The organism is Pseudoalteromonas sp. L1 (genome assembly GCF_021728095.1).
Taxonomy (GTDB): Bacteria; Pseudomonadota; Gammaproteobacteria; order Enterobacterales; family Alteromonadaceae; genus Pseudoalteromonas.
Window position 1 is genome coordinate 272,733 of sequence record NZ_JAKKCT010000002.1, and the last position, 23,810, is coordinate 296,542.

The window sequence follows — 23,810 nt, forward strand, 5'->3', positions numbered from 1 at the left end:
TTGTTTCTTGATCAATACTTCATGTTTAACTCACTGTATATGTAGATAACTAAAGACTATACTTGTTCCATTAAATGTACATGTTGAGGTTATTATGAGAATCGTATCTTTTACTGAGGCTAAAAATGATCTCAAAGCTGTTTTGGATGGTGTAGTTAATGATGCTGATACAACAGTTATTACCCGTCGTGATTCTGAAGATGCCGTGGTTATGTCTTTGGATTACTACAATAGCCTTATGGAAACAGTTCACTTATTACGTTCACCTAAAAACGCTGAATATCTAATCCGTTCGATTGCACAGTACCGTGCTGGTAAAACAACAGCACGAGAGTTAATTGATGAATGATAGTCAACGATTACTGTCGTGGACTGATGACGCATGGGATGACTACCTGTATTGGCAATACTCAAGACAAGAAAACACTCAAGCGGATCAACAAACTCATTGATGATACTAACAGACTTGTTTACATAGTCGATGATCAAGCGATAACGATAATTTCGTGTCGTTACCACTATTAAATCTGGCGCTAACAAAGCTATTATGAGTGATTACTCAGTGTCGGCTTTCTCAGATTGATTTGGTTGCCATTTAAGTGAGTTGTTAGTGTCTCGACTATTGCAAATGGTGTCGTTAGAGCTTTCGATGCCACCGAGTTTGGCAAGTCGGTCGTACAGCACAACATTGCAGGTTGCAGCTAGGTTCATACAGCCTATGGTTGGCACATACACTACTTCATCACACCACTTCAGCACGTCTTTACTAACCGAGCCATCTTCAGGGCCAAACACATAAAATGCGTTTTCAGGGTGCTTAAATTCAGGCAGTGGCGTTGCACCTTCAACCAGCTCAATCACCACCGTTGTGGCACCTTCAGGCTTGGCTTGTTCTAGGCTTTCAACTTGGGTTAGTGGAATATGCTCAAGCACATTTTTGGTATCGGTATGGTACTTATTAGCGCGTAAATATCGGCTACCAGTAAAAAACACTTGCTTGGCATTATAACACCCAGCGGCGCGTAGCACCCCACCCACATTCGTTGGGCTTTTTGGGTTTAACAGGCCGATGCTTGCTTTAAGGGCGCTCATTAATCAATGTCTCTGGTTGGCCACTCGGCGACGTAAAGGTCAAAGTCATCTAGGTCGACATCACAGTCTTTCACTGTTTTGTCACGCACAGAAATACCCAGTTGATGCATCATATCTTTACTGCCACCGTTCAGTAATGGGTGCCAAGAAGCAAGGCCACGACCTTCGTAAAGACGGCGGTAGCTACAGCTTTGCGGCATAAAAAAGATATCTTTTAGGTTTTCTTTAGTGAGTTTTACACACGAAGGCACTAAGATTTGACGGTTCGCATATTCGCTACAACCACAGGTGTCGTTGTCTAGGTACTGGCAAACGATATTAGTGAAAATAAGTTCTTCACCCTCACGAAGTTGATCCGTTGCGGTAAATTCATCTTCGTCTTCACTGTCAATAAATGTATTTAAACAACATTTACCACAGCCGTCACAAATGGCTTCCCATTCGGGTTGTGACATTTGCTCAAGCGAGCGCTTAAGCCAAAATTGTTCTTCTAACATGGTATTACTCAAAGCCCCTAAACAGCGCGCATTCTAGCGTAAAGCCAGCATACGCGCAAAGTTTAGCTATTTTTGCTCGTTAACCCAACGTTTAATTTTCTCTTCAAGAATTGGCATTGGTAATGCGCCATCAATCAGCACTTGCGTATGGAAAGCTTTAATGTCGAACTTATCGCCTAGCTCTTTACTCGCGTAGTCACGTAGTTCTTGGATTTTGAACTGACCTAACTTGTACGAGAGCGCTTGGCCAGGCCATGCAATATAACGCTCAACTTCGGCGATAATGTCACTTTCGGCCATTGATGAGTTAGCCAACATGTAATCAATACCTTGTTGACGTGTCCAACCTTTCGCATGAAAACCAGTATCAAGCACTAAGCGCATTGCACGTAATTGCTCATCTGATAAACGGCCGTACCACATGTAAGGGTCGGTAAATAAGCCAAGCTCTTTACCTAAACTTTCTGCATACAATGCCCAACCTTCTGCAAATACCGTGTAGCCACCAAATTTACGAAACAGCGGTAGTCCTTCAATTTCTTGTTGCAAGGCAATTTGAAAGTGGTGACCCGGTGCGGCTTCGTGAATAGACAGGGTTTCAAGTAAAAACTTAGGCTGTGCTTTCAGGTTAAAGGTATTGATATAGAAAATACCTGGGCGTGAGCCATCTGGCGCTGGCGACTGGTAAGATGCACCCGCAGCAGATTCAGCGCGGAAGTCTTCAACTGCTTTTACAACGTATGGCGCTTTTGGCGCAATATCGAACATTTGCGGCAGCTTAGCGTCGATTTTTTCTTTTACTGCTTCGTACGCAGCAATTAACTCTTCTGGCGTATCGTAGTAAAACTCATCTGAGGTTCTTAAGTGTTCAAAAAACGCTTTTAAATCGCCTTCGAAACCGACAGTCTCTTTGACTTTTTTCATTTCAGATAAAATGCGCGATACTTCGCTTAAGCCAATTTCATGAATTTCATCGGCATTTAGGCTCAGCGTTGTATGCTGTTTAATTTGATACTCATACCATGCTTTGCCATTTGGCAGCTCACTGTAACCAATGCTTTCACGGGCATTTGGTATGTATTCGTTGGCTAAAAAGTCAGCCATTTTTTGATACGCAGGCACTAAACGCTCGCTTATCATCGCCGTGTATTCGCTTGTTAGCTGTGCTTTTTGTTCGTCGCTAAATGACTCAGGTAACTGAGCAATTGGCCCCCAGAATAATGACTCTTCTGGTTTTTCTACGATATGAGTTTGAAATTGCGGTAATAGTTTTTCAGCAAGCGGTTTAGGAAGAACCACTTTGTCTTTCATGCCTTGGCGCATTGATTGCTCAACACTCTCTAGCCAAGCGATAAAGCCATCGGCACGCTTTTCAAATACTTGATAATCTTCAACCGTGTTAAAAGGCTGTGCGCTTTGCCCAGAACCTAAAGCTGCAAAGGTATTATGCGCACCGCCCATTTGATTAATTGGCATTAAGTAACTTGGAAACTGAGCGCCTTCAATCGCAAGGTCTAAATCGCGCGCTAGAATTTCGTAGCTCAATAATGACTGACCTGTTAATTGCGCTTTGTCGATATTTGCTAGTTTGTTTTTGTATTCTTTAACAAAGTTAAGCTGCTGGTCACGGTTTGCTTTATTGATAGGTGCAATAAATTGGTCGTTATATTCGCTGCGACCGATATAAGTGCCGCCGATAGGGTTAAACTGTAAACCATCTTCAAAGTAATCGGCTAATAGTGTGTCGAGTTGTGCTGCGGGTGCTTCTGCTTGCGTCGTAGTTTGTGCGTTTTCAGTCGTCGGCTTTTCATTTTTAGAAGCAGGTTCGTTACAACCAACTAATGCAAATAGAACTGCCGAACTGATTATTGCTAATTTTATATTTTTCATTCTTTCCTTGCCCTGATAGTGATTACAGATAAATTATGCGGCTTTAGCTTGCTAATAAGCAAGTATCCCTGCAATTTATCGCAGTTTATTTACACTATGCAAAGTGGTTGCTAGAGTTGCGATTCGACTATCTAACTTTGAATAAAAATGAAAAAGACTCTGTTATCAATAAGCCTTGGCTTAACGGGCTTTATATCAATGAATATAAATGCTGCAACCTATATATCTGCAAAAGAAATGGTTGATGTTCATTCAGGAAAACTGATTAAATCACCACTTATTAGTATAGAAAACGGTCAAATAACAAGTGTAGATAGTAATAAAGAACCACGGCTAAAAGAGGGTGATAAACATATACAGTTGCCAGAACTAACCTTAGTGCCTGGTTTAATGGATATGCATGTGCATTTAACGAGCGATCCAACTGTGCCGCGCAGCGAGCGAATTGGTCAGTCTATTCCACGTAAAGCGATTAAAGCGGCGCACTTTGCTGAAAAAACCTTATACGCAGGATTCACTTCTCTGCGTAACTTAGGTGCAGAAGGCTACAGTGTGATTGCTGTACGTGATGGTATTAATGCAGGCGACATTGTTGGCCCGCGTATTTGGGCTGCAGGCCCCTCACTCGGCGTGACGGGCGGTCACTGCGACAACAACCGTTTACCACCAGAAATGAAATACACCGCCGAAGGCGTTGCTGATGGCCCGTGGGCTGTGCGCGCTAAGGTACGCGAAAACATTAAATATGGTGCCAATGCGATTAAGTTTTGCGCAACAGGTGGGGTTTTCTCAAAAGGCACTAAGGTAGGTATTCAGCAGTATTCACAAGATGAAATGAACGCCATTGTGAACGAAGCACACCTACGCGGCCTTACCGCTGCGGCACATGCACATGGTACGAGTGGTATAAAAGCCGCAATCATTGCTGGTGTAGACAGTGTAGAACACGTTAGTTTTGTTGATGACGAGGCCATTAAACTTGCTAAAAAACATGGTACTTGGTTCTCAATGGATATTTATAACACTGAATACACACTTGCCTTCGGTGAACAAAACGGGGTTGCAGAAGAAAACCTCAACAAAGAGCGCCAAGTATCTAAAAAACAGCGTGATAGTTTCAGCCGTGCCGTTAAAGCGGGTGTGAATATGGTATTTGGTACCGATGCCGCAATTTACCCACATGGCGATAACGCTAAACAGTTTTCGCGTATGGTTGAGTTTGGTATGACGCCACTGCAAGCATTACAATCAGCGACAATTAATAGCGCTAAACTGCTAAAAGTGGATGATCAACTTGGTCAAATCAAAAGCGGCTTCTTAGCCGACATCATTGCGGTTAAAGGCAACCCGCTTGAAAACATTGCCGTACTGGAAGATGTAAAATTTGTAATGAAAGACGGCAAAGTCTATAAATAAATTGTTTTACTGGCTTCTTATTTAGAAGCCAGCTCTCCCCTTTTTTAACCATTCACCGCTCACAAGTTAAATAAGCTTTAACAGAACATCTCTTTTTTGTATTAAAACGAAAAAAATACCTAATTTAGATAAATAAAACTTGAAATGAAAATAGCTCGCATTATCATTGCCGAAAATTTTCGACAAATTCCCCATAATAATGACACATAAATACTCAATTTTAGCCCTTGCCTGCTTAAGCGCATTCAATGCAAACGCCAACGATTTAGACTCAGTTGAACGAATTACCGTTTACGACAAACAAAATCGTGTGGTACTTGAATCTGGCCTTGCCACTAAATCAAATATGACCTTAATGGAAACGCCAGCCCCAGTTGTGGTTGTTGATCAAGAGCTTATCAACTCGCAAGGCGCTACAAATCTACAAGACTTAGTGCGTAACATCAGTGGTGTAACCCAAGCGGGTAACAACTACGGTATTGGCGATAACTTAGTGATCCGCGGTTTAGGGGCTAACTATACCTACGATGGTATGTACGGCGGTGCAGGCCTAGGTAACACATTTAACCCAACACGCTCAATGACCAATGTTGAATCTGTAGAAGTACTTAAAGGCCCTGCAACGGGCTTATATGGTATGGGTAGCGCAGGTGGTGTTATCAACCTTATTGAAAAAAAGCCACAATTTACTGAAAAACACACCGTTAATGCCGAGCTTGGCCAATGGGATAGCTATTCATTAGGCTTTGATAGCACAGCAGCATTAACCGACAACCTTGCTTATCGCGTTAACGCAAAAACCGCTCGCAGCGAGGGCTACCGCGACTTAAAAGACGACCGTGACGAAATTTATGGTGCGTTAAAATACGTATTAAGCGACAAACAAGACATCATGATTTCTGCCGCTTATATCAAAGATGCCATTGCCGTTGATTCAATTGGCCACCCTATTCGTATTTTTAACAGCGACTCAGTAAATGGTAAAACCGCAGGTGAAGTAACCGCTGCCGATTTAATTAACGATGCAACGGCAAAAGGCCTGCAACTAACCGATCAGCAACGCCAGCAATTAGCAGACTCATTGGCAGCAAATGATGGCTTAACACCTTATACCTTTGGCCATAACGGTATTATTTCGCCAATGGCAAATGATAACGAAGGCGAAGAGCTGCGCTTTAAGTTAACCCATAACTACTTCATTACTGATAATTTATTTTTAAACCAGCAACTACAATACCGTAATTACGAATCGAGCTTTGCCCGCCAAACGGGTGCTTATAACTATGTTTATTGGAACCGCAGAGGCGTGATCAATGCCGACCCGCGCGCTCCATTAGTGGTTGATGACGTACTTTACCCATTTGCCGCTCGTCGCCAAGAATACCGCCAAGTAGAAGCTGACGAAAAATCATGGCAATACTTTGCTGATCTTCGTTATGACTTTAGCTTTGCCGGAATTGATAACGAGCTACTGGTAAACGCCAACTACGAAGACCGCGATATTCGTTTTAAACAATACTCAATTTACGATGCTGATCAGGTCATTAAAAACAAAGATGGTGAGGTTATTTACCAAGGTCAATTACCTTACATTTTTGATATTCGTAACCCGAACTGGGGCGAAGGCAGCTTTTACGATTACGACCCGCTAAAAACCAGCAATTACAACAAAAAAGTTCAAGCTTGGGGTGTGGGTATTCAACATGTTGCCTATATTCACGACACTTTCACAACCCGTGTAGGCGTTGCGTTTAACCGTATTAAACAAAGCTACGAACACTTTGGTGTTGATGCGCGCTACCGTGCAAGTGCCGCCGAGCCAACACCAGAAGCAGATACATCAGACAGCGGTATGACCTACAACCTAGGTGCAACCTACAAACTTAGCGATGATATCTCGTTCTTTGTAAACCACTCTAAAGGCCGTACAGCCTACAGCGTGCTTGGTAGTGTGTCTGGTAACGAAGCAGACCGCGATGACGCCGAGTCAGTCAGTAACGACATTGGTATGCGTGTAAAAGCGTTTGACGATCAACTACTCGCATCACTTGTGGTGTTTGATAGTGCCCGTACAAACCTTGAGTATGCCAACCCAGATTACGAAGCCGGTGTATCTGATGCCTCAGTACCAAAAAGCTTTTACGATGGTGAAGAGCAAACCAAAGGTGTTGAGCTTGATTTAAATGCCGATTTAAACGAGCAGTGGAAACTTAACATCAATGCGGTCTATCAAGACGCGCGCGATAAGAAAAACCCTAACTCATCATCTTTCGATACTCGCCAAAAAGGTGTGCCTTACGTAACTGCAAGTAGTTGGTTAAGCTATGACGCTAAATGGTTTGATTTAGCCCAGCCACTTACAATTAGCGCAGGCGTTCAATATGTTGATGACCGCAGTACAAACTCAACCTCGTTTGGTATTCCTGATGGCTACGTACCAAGCTACACGGTTTACGACGCAGCAATTCAATACCAAACAGATGATTGGAAACTACAGTTAAACTTAAATAACTTGTTTAACAAAACCTATTATTCAAAAGCAATGTTCTTAGGCGGTATGCCAGGTGAAGAGCGTAATGCTAAATTAACCTTTAGCTACACACTTTAATTGTGAATTGATAGCAAAAAGCGCGGCTTAGATAAGTCGCGCTTTTTTGTTTTATTTAGTAAGAGCGAGTTTGAGTAGTGGCTTGTTTTTCGTCAAAAATGAGTTGACCACAACAGGCCAACCAGCTGTTGTGTTCCAAAAGCGGAAGTTGGCTCTAGGATATTTATCGCCTGCTAATTAACTCTAGCCGACTTAACTATAAACCTAAAACAAATTTGCCCTTATTAGCAGGCAAAAATCAGTCGCTACATGTTAACTACGAAGGAGCAACATCAACTTTATTTTTATCTTGTTTAATAAGCTCTTTAGCCATTTTCCACATACGGTAATTGATTATTTTCATTTAGCCATGCATTTGAAAATATTGAAGAGGATTCATTTATTTCTTTTTCATTCCCTTCTAGATAAAGCGTGATAAATCCAAAAGATTTCGTTTGATCTAGCTCCTTTGTAAGCCTCTCTAAATCAAAGTTTATTTTTGGGGTGCTACCTATAGCCATTAGAACCCATGTTTCATCACTCCATTCACATTCTAACCTATTCCAAAAAGTTCTTGGAACATAACCAGGGGATACTACTTCTTCCACATCAGATTTTTTAATTAATATTCGTCTCCCGCATATTGGTAATGCTGCCACCGCATTTTTTTTCATCCAATAAATTTCTTGAAATTCAAAAAATGTTCTAATAAAAGATGAACGGCTAGACTTTGATTCGGTAACTTTATCTACAAAAAGATAGGAATCACAATTTTTTATAAACTCCTGCGATGCAAGTGAACCTGTATTTTTCCCTAAATTTACCGCATCAACATAAATTGTATTAATGTTATTTTTCAAGAGAAGTTCATAGTCTAAAGGAACCAACTTATTGTCATTAATGAGTAGCTTACTTACATCAATGTTCTGGTAGTCATTTTTCTTTTTTAGGCAAGGTACTGAAAAATTAGCTAATTCATTTACTAAATCTTTATCTAACTTAATAGGGCCAAGGTTTTTAATAAATGAAATTATGCTCTTAACCAAATAGCTAGAAATATCTTTTGATAATTCATCTTTAAACGGTAGAGAGCGACTAACAAGACTAGAACGCTCCAAATTAATAGGTAGGCGACCATCTTGATCAAACACATTTATTGAAGGAGGGTTTATATCAATTACCCCCATCCTTTCTGAGATATTAAAATCATTCAAATACATTACGTCAGTAATAATTATGCCATTACAAATCAAAGTAGTATGACTATGACTATGTCTATTTTTACTTTTGTTAATGGCATCATATGTCCATAAGATATCATCGTAACCATCAGCTAATGTCCGGTTCCATGGAGTACCATCAATATTTGAATCAGAATCAGGTACAACCCTAGATTGTTCCAAGTCCACTTCTTTTACATCACTTATTATTTTTCTTTTAACTTTAATAGATGAAAGAGTGAACCAATCCCATAAACCTTCATCGTTAGCTAAAATCTTTCTCACCCTATCATTTATATTTATTGTTATTTTTGTTCCTATATGAAAATCAGTATTAGATACAATAATATTATCGCAGCCTTTTCTGCATTTGAATCTAAGAGCTTGGCTTTCACCTTGACTTACATGCCGTGTTTCAACTTCAAGCTCTTCACCTAGCAGATATGCCGCCAATAAGCCGATACCAAACCTTCCGGTTCGATATACATTAGAATGACCATCAGTTTCATGTTCTTTCTTCCACCTGTCACTATTTCTAAATGAGGCTCCTATGTTTAGAAAATAATTCTCGATAACATCAAGAGTCATTCCAATACCAAAGTCTTCAATAACAACTTTACTAGCCCCCTCAATGTCATGAAGAGTTATACAAACATCGAAGTTTGAATCGATATTATACGGACGGCCATTTTTAACTAGAGTATCCTTAAGTTCTGAACAAGCATCTATTGAGTTTTGTACTAATTCCCTGATGCCAATTTCTGGCTTATCGCCATAGAGGGGAGCTATTAATAACTCCATCATTTCTGAATCTGCTGTCTTAAAACTTAGAACTTTAGGGATATAATTAGGCTTTTTTATTCTTATAAATTCATCAAATGAATCTAAAGATGAGCGAACCCTTCTAATGCTTATACCTAAATGTTTAAGATGTTCTGATTTCCCATATACTTCCCCTAAAACTGACCATGAAAGGTCTAGTTCGGATTGAATTCCAGCAAAAAGTTTCTTCAGTTCTTCATAAATAATTGCACTTTCTGGTTCAGCATCTACGTATATGGCTTCAGGATCGTCGTGCTCTTGATGCATATCAACAATTGAATTGTGCTTTTTCCACTCCCCAATTGAAGTTGGACTTACTAAAGTTTTTAAGCTTAACAATTGATTTGGTGCTCGTTCTGCATGGATTTGGATATAATCCGAAATTCGTAGAATCAGCATTATAAATGGGACGTGAGTATTAAGATGAACTCGCCTCGTATTTTTCTCTATCATATCGACGGCTTGGCGCAAACCTAAATGATGGCTTCTGGCAATAAACCCGCAAAGATCAAGAAAGCCTTTCTGAGGTTCAACGGGTAAATCAATAGAATCCCCATTAATACCAGGGACGCCATAAAACGCAATTTCGTGAGCCATTCTAGCATGGTGCCTACGAATGAACTCTCCAATTAGTAACTTATCCCTATCTGTCCAATCAATCTTATTTGAAGGGATATTTCGAACAGGAACCTCATCACCAAAAATAGAATACAACTTCTTTGCATCAAACCTTTTAGCTTCAGCAAAATAATCACTCCAGACATCACTCCAGCTTTTCTCCTTGCCCGTATAACGTGAAGTAACAGTAGGAAATTTATCATTAATTAAAGCGTCGAAAGCATCCACAGTCATGTGCATTGCACAGTCGTGTAATAAAATAGATACGACCATTGCTGCTGCATCTTTAGGAGTAAGATTAGGCCAACTTTCATCTGAAATAATACTATCAGCTGTTAATAAAACTTCGTTTAAGTGGGTAAAACCATGATCTGTATATTCGGGGAAAAAAATGGGTTTATTGTCATTAATCCAGGGGGTCAACTTGGCAATACAAGAGTAAACAAAAGCTTTTATTATTGGGTCTTTTTCAAGAAGAGTCTTGGTTCTACTGGGCAAATGTAACAATTCATTTTCCTTTTGCATTATTAAGTTTATTATTTAAAGACAAATAATTTAAATTATTAGGCTGCTGAGGTTAGCATCAATAGTACCAAACAGATTAGTCATCAGAAATTCGTAAAAAACTATTCTTTATCGAGACTAGAAATGACGATTCAATTAATTTCAAATTAAATAATTTCACAAACTTAAGCATTAGCAAACTAAAATGCAACTACAATTATACCTTGTTAAAGCTTATCTTTTTGATGAAATCGATGTCTTCTTAAAAAAGAGGAAAATAATTTGAGCTTTTGAAGTGTCTCCCTTTAATATGAGAGCCGCCATTCATCTAAAAGCTAACAAAGATCCTCTTAAAGCAGCCCTTAGCTCGTCTGCGTTAAACCATTTTGGGGCAATTAACGACTTACAGATCCTTTTTTTTACAAATATGAAAAACTGCCAGATTCAATTGAACCACTCAACCAAACCTGACAGCGTTAACTGACTTAGCTTAAAGCGTCATCACAATACGGCCTGTGATGTCACCTTTTAGCATGTCGTCAAAAATATCGTTAATATCTTCGAGGCGCTTTTCTTCAATAATTGCTTTAACTTTACCTTTGGCTGCAAAGTCGAGGCATTCTTGTAAGTCTTTACGCGTGCCAACGATTGAGCCCACAACAGACACACCATTTAATACGGTGTCAAAAATTGGCAATGGCATATCTTCAGGTGGTAAACCTACAAGCACACATTTACCGCCACGACGTACACTTTTGTAAGCTTGCTCAAACCCTGGTTTTGATACGGCTGTACACACAACACCATGCGCACCACCCACTTGCTCAAAAATGGTTTCTGATGGTACTTGCTTCATAAAATCAATAGTGATGTCTGCACCAAGCTCTTTAGCAAGGTTGAGTTTGCTTTCACCAGTATCAACGGCAATTACGTTAAAGCCCATTGCTTTTGCGTACTGCACCGCTAAGTGGCCAAGGCCACCCACACCGACTATGGCAACCCAATCACCTGCTTTTGCACCCGTTACTTTTAATGCCTTGTACGTCGTAACACCGGCACAAAATAATGGCGCAGCTTCTGCAAAGCCTAACCCGTCTGGTACTTTTACGACAAAGTCACCATGTGCAACACAATACTCAGCGTAACCACCGTCTATTGAATAACCTGTATTGTGCTGCTCAAGACACAAGGTTTCTTTACCTTCTAAGCAGTAGTCACAATGCCCGCATGCACTATACAGCCAAGGGATCCCTACTCTATCGCCCACAGATAAGTGCTTTATATTAGCCCCTACCTTTTCGATTGTACCGACCCCTTCGTGGCCAGGTACTAATGGCATTTTAGGTTTTACAGGCCAATCTCCGTGGCATGCATGTAAATCAGTGTGGCACACACCGCACGCCGCTATTTTAACTAACACGTCGTTTATTCCTACCTCAGGGCATGGAATATCTTCAATAGTTAGCTTACCTTTGTATTCTTTATTTACTGCAGCTTTCATAACGTTCCTCCGTGGTATTATTTTGATTGAGCACTTTGAGCCTATACGATAACGCAAACTATTGTCACCAATATTGATACAGATCAAGTTGTTTATTTTTCGTACAGGATATGGTTTTCTGCTTAACTCTTAGTAAAATCAACTGACTAGCTCGAAATTTAGACTTTAGTCGCGTAACATCGAATAGTGGCTATTTCTTTTAGTTATACCAACACCGTGCTAGCATTAAATTTCTGAAGTTTTTGAATACTAAAAATTATGAGCCTATCTGAAAAAAATCTAGCTTTTGTAATGCACTGTGGCGAAATGGGTAGCCGTTGGGGCTTTAACCGCACCATTGGTCAAATGTGTGGTTTGCTCACCATTACTAAAGAGCCGATGACCGCCAATGAAATTGCCGACACTCTAAGTATTTCACGTGGTAACGTGAGTATGGGCATTAAAGAACTTCAGTCTTGGCGTTTAATTAAGGTGCATCATATCCCTGGCGACCGTAAAGAATACTACGGCCCTGCGGGCAGTATTTGGGACATGGCCAACCGCGTATTCGAAGAGCGTAAAAAACGTGAGATAGACCCAACTCTTAGCTTACTTCGTGATAATATTTTAGAAGAAGCACACAACGATGATGAGCGCTTTGCTCAGCAGCAAATGCAAGAAATTCACGACCTACTTGAAACCGTTACAAAATGGTCAGCAGAGCTACAACGTTTAAGCCCTGAACAACTCCAAAGCCTAATGAAACTAGGATCGGGCATTGGCAAGGTACTTGATTTTAAAGATAAGATTTTGAAGAAGCCCGGAAAAGAGTAAGTTAGCGAGTTGCCAGGGGAAAGTTTGTAGGAGGCGTTTTAACGCCGAACATGTAGCAGCGATTTTATATCGCGTCCCAGAGCCTAAATCCTAGCGCCTAATTTTTTCTATCGTAGGCGTGAAACTTGTTTCGCGCGTTTGCTTGAAGGCAGTGCTTTAGCACGCAGTAAGTACGGATATGTGTCGCCGTAAGTGACAACCTCATACCCAAAACACTCTATTCAATTAACCACCAAGCTTTGATTAAACTTGGTGGTTAAAAATCAATTACTTAACCGCTGGATAACCGATACGATCTGATAAGTAACCAACACTGGTCGCAAAGTAATACGAACGATTCCAGTGCATCAGTGCTTTATAATTGTCATAGGCTAGGTACATACGGCCATTTACGTCATCTGGCATCACCATTGCGGCGGTAATATCAACTTGCGGTAAGTCGCTACCATCCATTTTACGAACACCGATTGCTTGCCAATCAGCAAGGCTGCGCTCAGAGTCTTTCCAATACTCTAACCATTGGCTGCGCGTTTTAGTGCCACGTTTAAGAATGTTTGCGTTATCAAAGCCTTCAGGTAATTTAACTTGACGACCCCAAGTTAAATCATCGTTCCAACCTGCTTGCTTTAAGTAATTTGCGATTGAAGCAAATGCGTCTTCTTCTGTGGTCCAAATATCTTTGCGGCCATCACCGTTGTAATCAACAGCGTAGGCGTTAAATGAAGTTGGCATAAACTGCGTTTGACCCATTGCCCCTGCCCAAGAACCTTTGAACTTATCAAGGGTAATGTGACCCTCTTTTAAGATATCAAGCGCTGCCCAAAGTTGGTTTTTGTACATGGTTTCGCGGCGACCATCAAAAGCAAGTGTGACTAATGATGCTATCACACTATGACCACCTTGGATTTTACCAAAGTTACTTTCAAGGCCCCAAAGTGCAACAATAAAGCGTGCTTGAACGCCGTATTCTTTGGCTACTTTTTCAAGAACCTCTTGGTTTTCTTTGTATAGTTTACGCGCGCGGTCAATTTTCCATTGCGGCACACGTTTTGGTAAATAGGTTTCGAGGGTTTCTTTTACTTCAGGCTGATTTTTGTCAGCTGAAATGACCTTCTTTTTAAATTTAGCCGTTGCGAATGCTTGCTCGATTAAGGCTTGATCATAGCCCTTTTCTGTCGCTTCATTTTTTAATGCAGCAACGTATACGTCGAAGTCAGCTTGTGTTTTTTCCTCTGCCAATACAGATGTGCTTAATGAAGCACTTAGTAGAACTACGGCAAGTTTTTTAATCACTCTCAACTCCCTTGTCTTTTTTAAATTGGGTTAACAGGTTTTCTTCTGGCGGTGGTAATTGCAAGTAGAAACCTTGGTCAATTAACGCTTGCTTAACCGTTTCTAAGTCTGCCAATCCTAACTTTTCACGACTAGCAAGATTAATTATCATCACATACTGTGGTTGACCAAATGTGTCCATTAAAGGTTCAGGAACACGCGTAAAATCATCTCTTTTTTCTACAAAAAGGTAGGTATCCGCTTTTTTCTTACTTTTATACACCGCAGTTAGCATTATGACCCTATAATATCTTGCTTAACGAGGGCGCACACTATAACATGACTCTTATAAGAAGATTAAAAATTTCGGTTAGATTTTTACTGTATACGCCTTGTTCAGCCTGCGTTTATTTAAAAAAGAGCTAACCAAGACAATTCAATTGAGCATGTATGTCGGAACAAATTTTTGAACTAAAAGGGAACCTTTTTACTTTATCTGTGTTGCATCTATTTTCAGCAGATACCTCTCTTTTAAGTAAGCAGTTAGATGAAAAAATAGCCCAAGCACCTAAGTTTTTTGCAGGCGCGCCCATTGTAATTAACTTAAGTGATGTACAAGGTGACTCGTTTGATTTTTCTTTCTTAAAATCAATGCTTACCAGTCTATCGTTTAACCCTGTTGGTGTGTGTAATGGCAGCCAAGAGCAAAACGAAAACGCCAAAGCGGCAGGCTTATCAGTCCTAAATTATTCACAGGACGTTAAGGGGGCAACCGCTAAACAACAAACAAATACATCTATCGTTGAGAAAACCGTTCACCTACCTGCACAAGTGATTCACGGCACAGTTCGCTCTGGACAGCAGGTCTATGCAAAAGATCGTGACCTTATTGTTATTGGTGCGGTTAGTCATGGCGCAGAGGTGATCAGCGACGGTAATGTTCATATTTATGGCACATTGCGCGGACGTGCAATTGCAGGTGCTAAAGGCTACAACGAAGCACAAATATTTTGCCAAAAATTAGAAGCAGAACTTGTTTCAATTAATGGTAGTTATTGGATCAGCGATTCCCTACAAGGTGAACACTGGGGCAACGCAGTACAAATCCAACAAAAAAATGATTCATTAGAAATTTCAGCTTTGGTTAAAGGATAAATCTCATGGCAAAAGTAATTGTCGTTACTTCTGGTAAAGGTGGTGTTGGTAAAACCACATCGAGTGCTGCAATTGGCACAGGTTTAGCGCTTAAGGGCTTTAAAACCGTTATTATCGACTTTGATATTGGTCTACGTAATCTTGACCTTATTATGGGTTGTGAGCGCCGTGTTGTTTATGACTTTGTAAACGTAATCAATGGTGAAGCTAACTTAAATCAAGCCCTTATTAAAGATAAGCGAGTTGATAAGTTACACATTTTACCTGCGTCACAAACACGTGATAAAGATGCCTTAACCCGTGACGGTGTTGAACGTGTACTAAATGATTTGAAGAAAGACTTTGATTACATCGTATGTGATTCGCCAGCGGGTATTGAAGCGGGCGCAATGATGGCAATGTATTTTGCTGATGAAGCAATTATAACAACAAATCCTGAAGTATCATCAGTACGTGACTCCGACCGAATTTTAGGTATTTTGCACAGTAAATCTAAGCGTGCTGAAGAAGGCCTAGAAAGCGTTAAAGAACACTTATTATTAACACGTTATAACCCTGAGCGTGTTGAAAAAGGCGAAATGCTATCAGTTGAAGATGTGCAAGAAATTCTTGCGATTAAACTTTTAGGTGTTATCCCTGAATCACAAGCAGTATTGAGTGCATCAAACTCTGGTCAACCAGTGATTTTAGACGGTGAATCAGATGCAGGCCAAGCCTATACTGATGCAATTAATCGTCTACTAGGTGAAACAGTCGATTTCCGCTTTTTAGATGTAGAGAAAAAAGGCTTATTTAAACGGATTTTTGGAGGTTAATGTGTCTTTACTTGACTACTTCCGCTCAGAGAAGAAGAGCAGTGCGTCATTAGCAAAAGAGCGATTGCAGATCATTGTCGCACACGAGCGCTCACAACGTGGTACACCTGATTATCTGCCACAGCTAAAACAAGATATTCTTGATGTGATACGCAAATATGTGAATGTAAATACCGATGCTGTTCAAGTTCAGTTTGATCAAAATGAAGATGACTTAGCAGTACTTGAGTTGAACGTGACTCTGCCAGAAGAAGAAAAGAAATAGTCAAAATTGGGCGCTTTGTTAATGCTAACAGCGCCCTTTTTTATTTCTGCCACTGCATATGAAACTCATAGTCGTCTGCACCTAGCGTTTTGAATCCTGCCCGTTGATATAGCCCATACGCTGGGTTTGCTTTTAGCACCGTTAAATTAATTTCTGATGTTTGTGCTTTTAGTGCATTTAACACCTGAGTGCCTAGCCCTTTGCCCTGCTGTTTGGGTGCTATTTGTAACTGTAATAAACTGATTGTTTTGTCACTAACAATGAACTTAGCAGCGCCTACACATTGCCCATCATTTAACACTAAGTGGCTGTGTTCAAAGTGTTCCGCCACTCTTGCTTGATGTTGTTCAAGCGATAAAATAAACCTTGGTTCTCAAGGTGTTCAACCATGGTATTTAACCTTAAGTCTAGTAAATAGGCTTTGTCTTGTTCTGTAACCGCTACAAATTCAATCATTATTGTCTTAAAAAAGAAAAAGGTACTTTAGTAAAAGTACCTTTTTAGGTTGCAACAAACAACATGTCGGTTAGAAGTTATAATTTGCGCCTAAGTAAAAACGACGACCCGAATACTGGTTATAGGTAAAGCGATTACTCTGTTTCCAATAACCTTCTTCAAGCTCTTCTGTTAGGTTTACTACAGATGCAGTAAACGAGAGCTGCTCAGTTAGATTATATGATGCATTCACATCTAGCTGACCATAGTCTTTGGTGTAAAAGTTATATCCTTTGTGTATGCCGTTAGCACGGTCATCTTTCCAGTTATAAGAGGCGCGAACGCTAAAGTCATCGTTCTCAAAATACACTGAAATATTATATTGATGCTTAGCTGTACCTGGGATCTCAGCATCTGTTTTTTGCCCGTCTGTCGAGACTTCGCTAGTGCTGGTATCTGTGTAGGTATAGTTAGTTAAAATACCAAAACCATTATCAAACGAATGCTGGAAGAACAGCTCTAAACCCTCTGATTTTGCATCACCGCCCCCTACTTTGGTGTTCATTTCAACTTCAATTGGGCCATTACAGCAATCATGCTCTCGCTGCACAATTTCGAGAGTTGAGATTGGTAGGTTTGAGATATCTTTTGAAAATACCGTCGCCCCTAACGCAGAACCTTCTCCATAATACCACTCGACACCTAAATCGAATTGATCAGACAACATAGGGTCAAGACCAGTATTCACAGATGTTCCTCGGCCTCGTCCTGTCCATGAGTCCGGCGAGTTTATATTCACCGGAGGACCATAAGTTTCAGACTGGCTTAAATCTGAATAACTAATTCGTGACATGGTTCGTGCCGCAGCAAAACGCACAACTAAATCTTCTGTGGCATCCCAAGCGAGATTAAAACTTGGTAAGACTTCGCCGTCATCACTGCTACGCTCATTTGGGTCGGTATCATTATTATCTTGGCCAATCACTTCATCATACGTAAGTGTTGTCAGCTCAGTATTAACATAGCGTACACCTAGGTTACCGCGAAAGTTTTGCCATTCGAAATCAGCTTGCGTATACACAGACCAGATCTTTTCTTCTAATGCATAAGTACCCGAAAGTGACGGTACAACGGTTCGACTAAAATTGTCTTTTAAGTAATTATCAAGGGCATTGAAATCAAACGCTAAAAAGTTAAATGCGCCTGTATCCCCTGCGCTATTATCCACCACATGATCGCTCACCAGTGTTGGTGCATCTGGGTGAAAATCAGGATTATGGAACCACTCTGTACCTGGTAAATAGCCACGGTAACCGCCGTTGTCAGCTATGCCATCATCCCAACGAAAATCATTACGCATGCCTTTAATTTCGTGGTCGCGATATTTTCCCCCCACATACACGCGGGTAAAAAAGCTGCCATCAAGGTCAAATTTTACGTCTGTTTGAATGTAATTTTCAGAGTCTTCATTTTCAGATGAGTAAGAGTCAAACCAATCATAGTATTGATACGCTTCTTTATCGGTGGCTAAATCTGTAGATACTTCGTAAGATGGCTTGCCCCCTTTTGTTGACCAATGCCAGCTATTTACAGAGCCAAGGCGAGCATCAATATTTGCATAGGTTTCTTTTGATGAACCACCGTCAGCTTTTGTATGTCCAAGCTTTAACGTAATGCTGTATGCATCACCATAATAAGTACCTTCAAAATCAAATGTATTAGACTTTGATTCACCAAAACGCTCACGACCCGTTAGTTGAGGCGACAATAAACCACGGCGAACCGGCACGCCGCCGTTTACATCGGCATCACCCCAGTTATTCTCATTTAATAAACCATTATCACCATTACCATAAGCAACGACTGTGTCGCCGTCTAATTCAACACCAAAATAGGGATTGTGATTATCATTCCACTCGGCAAAGAACACTTCTTGTCCGACTTGGTCATAACTTAATTTTGCACCAAAATAATTAAAGCTCAGATCTAAACGGTCTGTTGGCATCCATTGAATAGCAACTTGATACCCATCACGGTCACGATCTTGGTCTGCGTTTTTCACATGTATGCCAGACGATGCCCAAACATTATCATAAACTTCACCTGTAGCTTGGTCTACAATAGCTGGTTGATCTGCATCTTCCGCCGAATCAGAGTAAAAACGCCAACCAAAAGACTCATTTGAAACAGTAACCACCCGTCTTTCTTGGCGTGTAAAGCCTGCTAAAATACCGAAGTTTTCCTCATCGTTTTTCCATGAGTACAATACATTCACTTGTGGTTTTGTGTCCTCAGACACATCATCGTAAGTCACCTCAGCGCTTAGCGCCCCTGAATTTGCTTCCATTTCAAGTGGTTTACGGGTGTGTAATATAACCGTGCCGCCAATACCGCCCTCATCAATACGAGCTTCAGCACTTTTGTACACTTCTACACTTTTGATCATGCTTGATGGCAATAGTGTGTAGTTGAAACTGCGTGCAGGGCTCCCTGTGCCAGACGAAGCAATATAGTTACCGTTTAATTGGGTGAGAGTCCAATCTGGTGACGTACCACGAATACTGACACGACTACCTTCGCCACCATCGCGATCAATGAGTACGCCTGATACACGTTGTAATGAATCAGCGACGTTTTTATCAGGAAATTTACCAATATCTTCTGCGGTGATTGCATCAACCGTGGCAGCTGAAAGTCGTTTTATTGCTAAGTTTTCTGCGGTTGATGAACGAATACCTCGGACTTCAATCACTTCTACATCTTCATTCGCTTGCTCTGCCGCGTAACCTGTATTGATTGCCGCGAGTAACGAAATCACAATTGCATTGTGTTTAAAATGCCGTCCTTGCCCTTTTATTTTTATCGCACTTTGCTTGCCCATGCCTATCTCCAGTTGTGTGTTCTGCAAGCTTTATGAGGTCTATACATCTCATAAAACATCTTATTGTTGTCGGTTTTAAACTGATTATTGGGAGTTAATAGCTTGTTAAACTCAGTTTCAGAATAGGGGGGAGCGGTCAAAAAGTGATAATAAAAATTCGGTGACCGATATAACAAAATCGGCGTAAGGAATATTTTATATTCACTTTTGTATTTTCTGACTTATAGTTAGCCCAACAACATTTTAGTTTTTAAGCAGTGCTATGAAACAACCAAAATAAAAATAAATCACTGATTATAAATAGTAAAATAATAAAAACTGTTCTTATTGAATAGGTATAAAATGAGTAAATAAAAACTAGGTGTAATAGATATGGTAAAAACACGACCATGAACAATGGTAAAATTCTCGAAGTGTGCATAAACGAAGGCGATTTAAAGCTGCTTGCTAACAACATTTCGACGGCTAGTAACTTAGGCGCAAAGCGCTTTGAACTGTGCAGTAATTTACACCTAGGTGGCTTAACTCCGAGTTTGTCTGCAATTGATTGTGCTGTAAAAAGCCTGACCAATAGCGCAGAGTTAATGGTGATGGTTCGCCCTGAAGCGGGCGATTTTATTGTTAGTGCTGAGTGTTACGAATTAATGGAAAAGCAAATAACAATGGCAGCTAATGCGGGGGCACATGGCGTAGTATTTGGTGCAGTTAAAAGAGGCGAACTTGATTTAGAAGTGACCCGCTCTTTAGTTGCCACAGCCAAACAGCATGGCCTGATGGTGACCTATCACCGTGCATTCGATACCCTTACAAACTCGTTAAGCGCACTTGATAAACTGATTAGTTTAGGCGTTGAGCGCATCTTAACAGCAGGCACGCCGTGGCAAAGCGGTCAGAGTGCAGTTGATGGTCTAAATCAGCTCAACACATACTTAGCGCACAGCGCTAATCAGATAGAAATTGTAATTGGTGGTGGCGTTACTTTAGAAAACGCGCCAACACTTTGGCAATTAATAAAAAACCATTCAGCAAAGGCAGCTGTGCATGTACACTCATGCGTGCACAACGAAAATGGTGCAATTAATGCTGAGGCTATCAATAAGCTTCTTTCAAAGGATTAAGCATGGCAATGTATTTTTTAGGTATTGATGGCGGTGGCAGTAAGTGTAAAGTTCGTTTAGAAAACGAAAACGGCTCATTGCTTAGCGAAGCCATAAGTGGCTCAGCAAACGTGGCCACCAGCTGCCAACAAAGCCAAGAGTCAATACTCCACGCAACTGAACTTGCATTTCATGAAGCTGGGCTTGCCTTAAGCGAGCTGAAAAACACCTTTGTGCATGCCGGACTTGCCGGTGCTAATATCGACTCGGCCTATCAAGCTATGACCAAATGGCAGCACCCTTTTGCCAAATTTACCCTATCAACAGATATGCTGATTGCCTGTAAAGGCGCACATCAACACCATGATGGCGCGGTGATTATTCTTGGTACGGGCTTTTGTGCGGGTTATCAGCAGCAAAGCCAATTTAGTGAATTAGGTGGTTACGGATTATTGCTAAGCGATGGTGCCAGTGGTGGTTGGTTAGGCTTACAACTTTGCCGAAAAGCATTTGAAGTACTTGATGGTGTTGCGAAAAGTTCTGCAGCAATAAATACCCTACTCACCCAGCTTAATTGCGACTCAAGCCAAGCGTTAAGTCAGCGTTTAATATCAGCGCGCCCTGCAGAGCTTGCCAAATTTGCGCCGCTTGTTTTTAGCCATTCTGACGATGCTTTTTGTCAGCAATTAATCAATGAAGCGTGCGCATACATCACCCGCTATATCGCTTACTTTGAAAAACAAGGTATTGAAAATGTTACCTTGATGGGCGGCATTGCCAATGCCATCACGCCTTACTTATCTGATGCCAGTAAAGCGCATTTAACCCCCGCTCTTGCCAGTGCTGAGCAAGGAGCTATTTTAATGGCAAGAGCTGCAATTTAATCACCTAATTGCGAGCGCATTTGTGAAGGGATTTCACCAAACAAACGCCGAAATTGTTTGCTGAAGTAACTCGGTTCAGAAAACCCACACTGGTAGGCCACTTGTGAAATGGGCAGTTGCGTTTCAATGAGTAGCTTACGGGCATTTTCGAGGCGCACTTCGTTAATAAATTGATTGGGAGTTTTTGCTAAGTGCTTTTTAAAGCGGCGCTCTAAAGCACTTACCGACAAGTGCGCAAGCTCTGCTAATTCATCAATGCTGATCTGACGATGATAATGCTCGCGAATAAATTTTACCGGCTCTTCAATTGCCCTTACATGAGAAAGTGCTTTTGAAGTTTTTTGTAGATGTCGGGTCACTCCATAAGTACCAATCACATTGCCATCGTGATCTTTTAAAGCATGCTTTGACGTTGAAAACCAACCAAGCTCACCTTGTTGAGTTTGGTTGAGCTCTAAACGGTCAGTTACTATGTAGCCTTCCATCACCCGTTTATCGTCATTGACGTATTGAAACGCAAGGTGCTTTGGTGAAAAATCGAAGTCTGTTTTTAGCAATATTTGCTCCAGCGTTTTATAACCCTGATGCTCAATAAAATGCTGATTACAATGCAAGATTCTACTATCTGTGTCTTTTACCCAAAAGAGGATGTCTGGCAGTAAATCAAATGCAGCAATTAGCTGATTTACACCAGCTTTTTTTATTATCTCTTGAATATCCATCGCTTAATTTTGTCTCAATAAAGAACAGCCTTATATATTTTAAACGCCGATTTTGTTGCATTGTCAACCGAATTTTTATTAGCGCTTATTGGCTAAGCTTTCCTATTATCAATAACATGACATTAACAGTAGCAGACGCTATTTAAATTTAGGAGCGCTTAAGATGAGCAAAGCTAAGATCCGCATGGCAATGGTAGGCGGTGGCGATGGTGCCTTCATTGGCGCTATTCATCGAATTGCAGCGCGATTAGACGGAATGATAGAGCTTGTTGCAGGCGCATTCAGTTCAGACGCAAACAAATGTAAAGCAACTGGCGAACTACTTGGGCTTGATAGCAGCCGTTGCTACGACAGTTACCAAACGCTTTTTGCCGAAGAAGCAAAATTACCTGCTGATCAGCGTATTGATTTTGTGGCTATTGTCACTCCAAACCACTTACATTTTCCGGTCGCGAAAATGGCGCTTGAACATGGTTTTCATGTGCTCTCAGATAAACCTGCAACGCTTACTCTCGCAGAAGCAGAGCAATTACAAAGCATTATTGCAAAACAGCAGGTTTTATATGGGTTAACCCACACTTACACCGGTTACCCTATGGTCAAAGAAGCCAAGCATCGCGTAAAAGCAGGCGAGCTAGGCAGCATACGTAAAGTCATTGTTGAGTACACTCAAGGCTGGTTAGCGCACAGCGAAGACGAAGGTTCAAAACAAGCAAGCTGGCGTTTAGACACCAGTAAGTCTGGCATTAGTTGTTGTATGGGCGACATTGGCGTGCATGCGGCTAACTTAGCCGAGTATGTCTCTGATCTCGAAATTACCGAGCTTTGCGCCGACTTAAACCATGTAGTCGAAGGCCGAGCCCTCGATGATGATGGCACTGTGCTACTTAGATTCAATAATGGTTGTAAAGGCGTTTTACTGGCAAGCCAAATTGCTGTTGGCGATGAAAACAACTTACGCCTGCGTATTTATGGCGATAAAGCCAGTCTTGAATGGTCGCAACTTGAGCCTAATAGCTTATGGCTACGAGGCCACAATCAAGCCGCCACATTACTTAGAGCGGGCGTGGGTGAATTACACCCTGACACACAAAATGCCCTGCGCGCCCCTGCCGGTCACCCAGAGGGCTACCTTGAAGCATTTGCCAACATTTACAGCAATTTTGCAGCGCAAATTCATGCATTTAAGCAAGGCGATAACGCAACGAATTCAGCATTTGATGTGCCTGGCATTAAAGATGCTGTGCGTGGCATGGCGTTTATTGAGCATGTTGTTGCTTCATCGAAGCAAGATACTAAATGGCACAAATTACAGATTGGATAA

The 23,810-nt window shown here is 41.1% G+C and carries 21 protein-coding genes and 1 pseudogene; 11 read left to right on the plus strand and 11 right to left on the minus strand.

Translation table 11 applies throughout. The features are described 5' to 3' along the window. The first annotated feature begins 94 nt into the window (after nucleotides 1-94). On the plus strand, nucleotides 95-349 hold the full coding sequence (locus tag L3V38_RS07450) for a type II toxin-antitoxin system prevent-host-death family antitoxin (RefSeq protein WP_237118944.1): 255 nt from the start codon (nucleotides 95-97) through the stop codon (nucleotides 347-349). Then, nucleotides 342-525, plus strand: a pseudogene (locus tag L3V38_RS07455) (type II toxin-antitoxin system YoeB family toxin). Before L3V38_RS07450 ends, L3V38_RS07455 begins: the two are co-directional and overlap by 8 nt. A gap of 30 nt (nucleotides 526-555) precedes the next feature. On the opposite strand, the gene L3V38_RS07460 reads toward L3V38_RS07455, so the two are convergent. From L3V38_RS07460 to L3V38_RS07470, 3 genes are all read right to left on the minus strand, one after another. Then, the gene (locus L3V38_RS07460; RefSeq protein WP_237118945.1) at nucleotides 556-1,092 is read right to left on the minus strand and encodes an RNA methyltransferase; all 537 of its coding nucleotides are present in this window, start codon (nucleotides 1,090-1,092) and stop codon (nucleotides 556-558) included. Further along, entirely contained in the window at nucleotides 1,092-1,589 is a 498-nt protein-coding gene (locus L3V38_RS07465; RefSeq protein ID WP_237118946.1) for a YcgN family cysteine cluster protein, read from the minus strand. The genes L3V38_RS07460 and L3V38_RS07465 overlap by 1 nt, the downstream gene beginning before the upstream one ends. A gap of 66 nt (nucleotides 1,590-1,655) precedes the next feature. Further along, complete coding sequence (locus tag L3V38_RS07470) at nucleotides 1,656-3,479, minus strand: DUF885 domain-containing protein (protein WP_237118947.1); 1,824 nt, start codon at nucleotides 3,477-3,479, stop codon at nucleotides 1,656-1,658. Nucleotides 3,480-3,626: 147 nt separating this feature from the next. On the opposite strand from L3V38_RS07470, the gene L3V38_RS07475 reads away from it, so the two are divergent. Both L3V38_RS07475 and L3V38_RS07480 read left to right on the plus strand, forming a co-directional pair. After that, nucleotides 3,627-4,895, plus strand: a complete 1,269-nt coding sequence (locus L3V38_RS07475) for an amidohydrolase family protein (RefSeq protein ID WP_062568049.1) — start codon at nucleotides 3,627-3,629, stop codon at nucleotides 4,893-4,895. Between the two features lie 196 nt (nucleotides 4,896-5,091). Continuing rightward, nucleotides 5,092-7,503, plus strand: coding sequence for a TonB-dependent receptor (locus L3V38_RS07480; RefSeq protein ID WP_237119328.1), 2,412 nt, complete (start codon nucleotides 5,092-5,094; stop codon nucleotides 7,501-7,503). 305 nt (nucleotides 7,504-7,808) lie between these two features. On the opposite strand, the gene L3V38_RS07485 is transcribed toward L3V38_RS07480, so the two are convergent. Together L3V38_RS07485 and adhP are read right to left on the minus strand one after the other, a co-directional pair. Beyond that, a complete protein-coding gene (locus tag L3V38_RS07485; protein ID WP_237118948.1) occupies nucleotides 7,809-10,667 on the minus strand; it encodes an ATP-binding protein in 2,859 nt (952 codons plus the stop codon). Nucleotides 10,668-11,136: 469 nt separating this feature from the next. Further along, nucleotides 11,137-12,147 (minus strand): alcohol dehydrogenase AdhP, encoded by a 1,011-nt coding sequence (gene adhP, locus L3V38_RS07490; protein ID WP_237118949.1) that lies wholly within the window; start codon nucleotides 12,145-12,147, stop codon nucleotides 11,137-11,139. Nucleotides 12,148-12,405: 258 nt separating this feature from the next. Here adhP and L3V38_RS07495 point away from each other — a divergent pair, with 258 nt between their 5' ends. Beyond that, nucleotides 12,406-12,960, plus strand: a complete 555-nt coding sequence (locus L3V38_RS07495) for a MarR family transcriptional regulator (protein WP_062568054.1) — start codon at nucleotides 12,406-12,408, stop codon at nucleotides 12,958-12,960. Nucleotides 12,961-13,227: 267 nt separating this feature from the next. On the opposite strand, the gene L3V38_RS07500 is transcribed toward L3V38_RS07495, so the two are convergent. Together L3V38_RS07500 and L3V38_RS07505 are read right to left on the minus strand one after the other, a co-directional pair. Then, the gene (locus L3V38_RS07500; RefSeq protein WP_130152228.1) at nucleotides 13,228-14,253 is read right to left on the minus strand and encodes a lytic murein transglycosylase; all 1,026 of its coding nucleotides are present in this window, start codon (nucleotides 14,251-14,253) and stop codon (nucleotides 13,228-13,230) included. Then, nucleotides 14,246-14,527 (minus strand): YcgL domain-containing protein, encoded by a 282-nt coding sequence (locus tag L3V38_RS07505; RefSeq protein ID WP_062568056.1) that lies wholly within the window; start codon nucleotides 14,525-14,527, stop codon nucleotides 14,246-14,248. The genes L3V38_RS07500 and L3V38_RS07505 overlap by 8 nt, the downstream gene beginning before the upstream one ends. A gap of 155 nt (nucleotides 14,528-14,682) precedes the next feature. Between L3V38_RS07505 and minC the strand changes: the two genes are divergently transcribed. From minC to minE, 3 genes are read left to right on the plus strand one after another with little or no spacing between them, the layout of a single operon-like run. Continuing rightward, entirely contained in the window at nucleotides 14,683-15,387 is a 705-nt protein-coding gene (minC, locus tag L3V38_RS07510; RefSeq protein WP_062568057.1) for a septum site-determining protein MinC, read from the plus strand. Nucleotides 15,388-15,392: 5 nt separating this feature from the next. Next, the gene (gene minD, locus L3V38_RS07515) at nucleotides 15,393-16,202 is read left to right on the plus strand and encodes a septum site-determining protein MinD (RefSeq protein ID WP_062568058.1); all 810 of its coding nucleotides are present in this window, start codon (nucleotides 15,393-15,395) and stop codon (nucleotides 16,200-16,202) included. Nucleotide 16,203: 1 nt separating this feature from the next. Beyond that, nucleotides 16,204-16,467 (plus strand): cell division topological specificity factor MinE, encoded by a 264-nt coding sequence (gene minE, locus L3V38_RS07520; protein WP_062568059.1) that lies wholly within the window; start codon nucleotides 16,204-16,206, stop codon nucleotides 16,465-16,467. A 40-nt stretch (nucleotides 16,468-16,507) separates the two neighbouring features. Here minE and L3V38_RS07525 read toward each other — a convergent pair whose 3' ends face one another. The 3 genes from L3V38_RS07525 to L3V38_RS07535 form a co-directional block, all read right to left on the minus strand. Beyond that, entirely contained in the window at nucleotides 16,508-16,798 is a 291-nt protein-coding gene (locus L3V38_RS07525; RefSeq protein WP_237118950.1) for a GNAT family N-acetyltransferase, read from the minus strand. After that, on the minus strand, nucleotides 16,768-16,923 hold the full coding sequence (locus L3V38_RS07530; protein ID WP_237118951.1) for a hypothetical protein: 156 nt from the start codon (nucleotides 16,921-16,923) through the stop codon (nucleotides 16,768-16,770). The genes L3V38_RS07525 and L3V38_RS07530 overlap by 31 nt, the downstream gene beginning before the upstream one ends. Nucleotides 16,924-16,993: 70 nt before the next feature. Then, on the minus strand, nucleotides 16,994-19,783 hold the full coding sequence (locus L3V38_RS07535; RefSeq protein WP_237118952.1) for a TonB-dependent receptor: 2,790 nt from the start codon (nucleotides 19,781-19,783) through the stop codon (nucleotides 16,994-16,996). Between the two features lie 389 nt (nucleotides 19,784-20,172). Between L3V38_RS07535 and L3V38_RS07540 the strand changes: the two genes are divergently transcribed. Next, entirely contained in the window at nucleotides 20,173-20,901 is a 729-nt protein-coding gene (locus L3V38_RS07540) for a copper homeostasis protein CutC (RefSeq protein WP_237118953.1), read from the plus strand. A 2-nt stretch (nucleotides 20,902-20,903) separates the two neighbouring features. After that, nucleotides 20,904-21,764 carry a BadF/BadG/BcrA/BcrD ATPase family protein gene (locus L3V38_RS07545; RefSeq protein ID WP_237118954.1) on the plus strand — a complete coding sequence of 287 codons (861 nt, stop codon included), beginning with the start codon at nucleotides 20,904-20,906 and terminating at the stop codon, nucleotides 21,762-21,764. Here the strand turns inward: L3V38_RS07545 and L3V38_RS07550 are convergent. Then, the gene (locus L3V38_RS07550) at nucleotides 21,761-22,486 is read right to left on the minus strand and encodes an AraC family transcriptional regulator (protein WP_054552042.1); all 726 of its coding nucleotides are present in this window, start codon (nucleotides 22,484-22,486) and stop codon (nucleotides 21,761-21,763) included. The genes L3V38_RS07545 and L3V38_RS07550 overlap by 4 nt on opposite strands. A gap of 163 nt (nucleotides 22,487-22,649) precedes the next feature. Between L3V38_RS07550 and L3V38_RS07555 the strand changes: the two genes are divergently transcribed. Then, nucleotides 22,650-23,810 carry a Gfo/Idh/MocA family oxidoreductase gene (locus L3V38_RS07555; RefSeq protein ID WP_237118955.1) on the plus strand — a complete coding sequence of 387 codons (1,161 nt, stop codon included), beginning with the start codon at nucleotides 22,650-22,652 and terminating at the stop codon, nucleotides 23,808-23,810.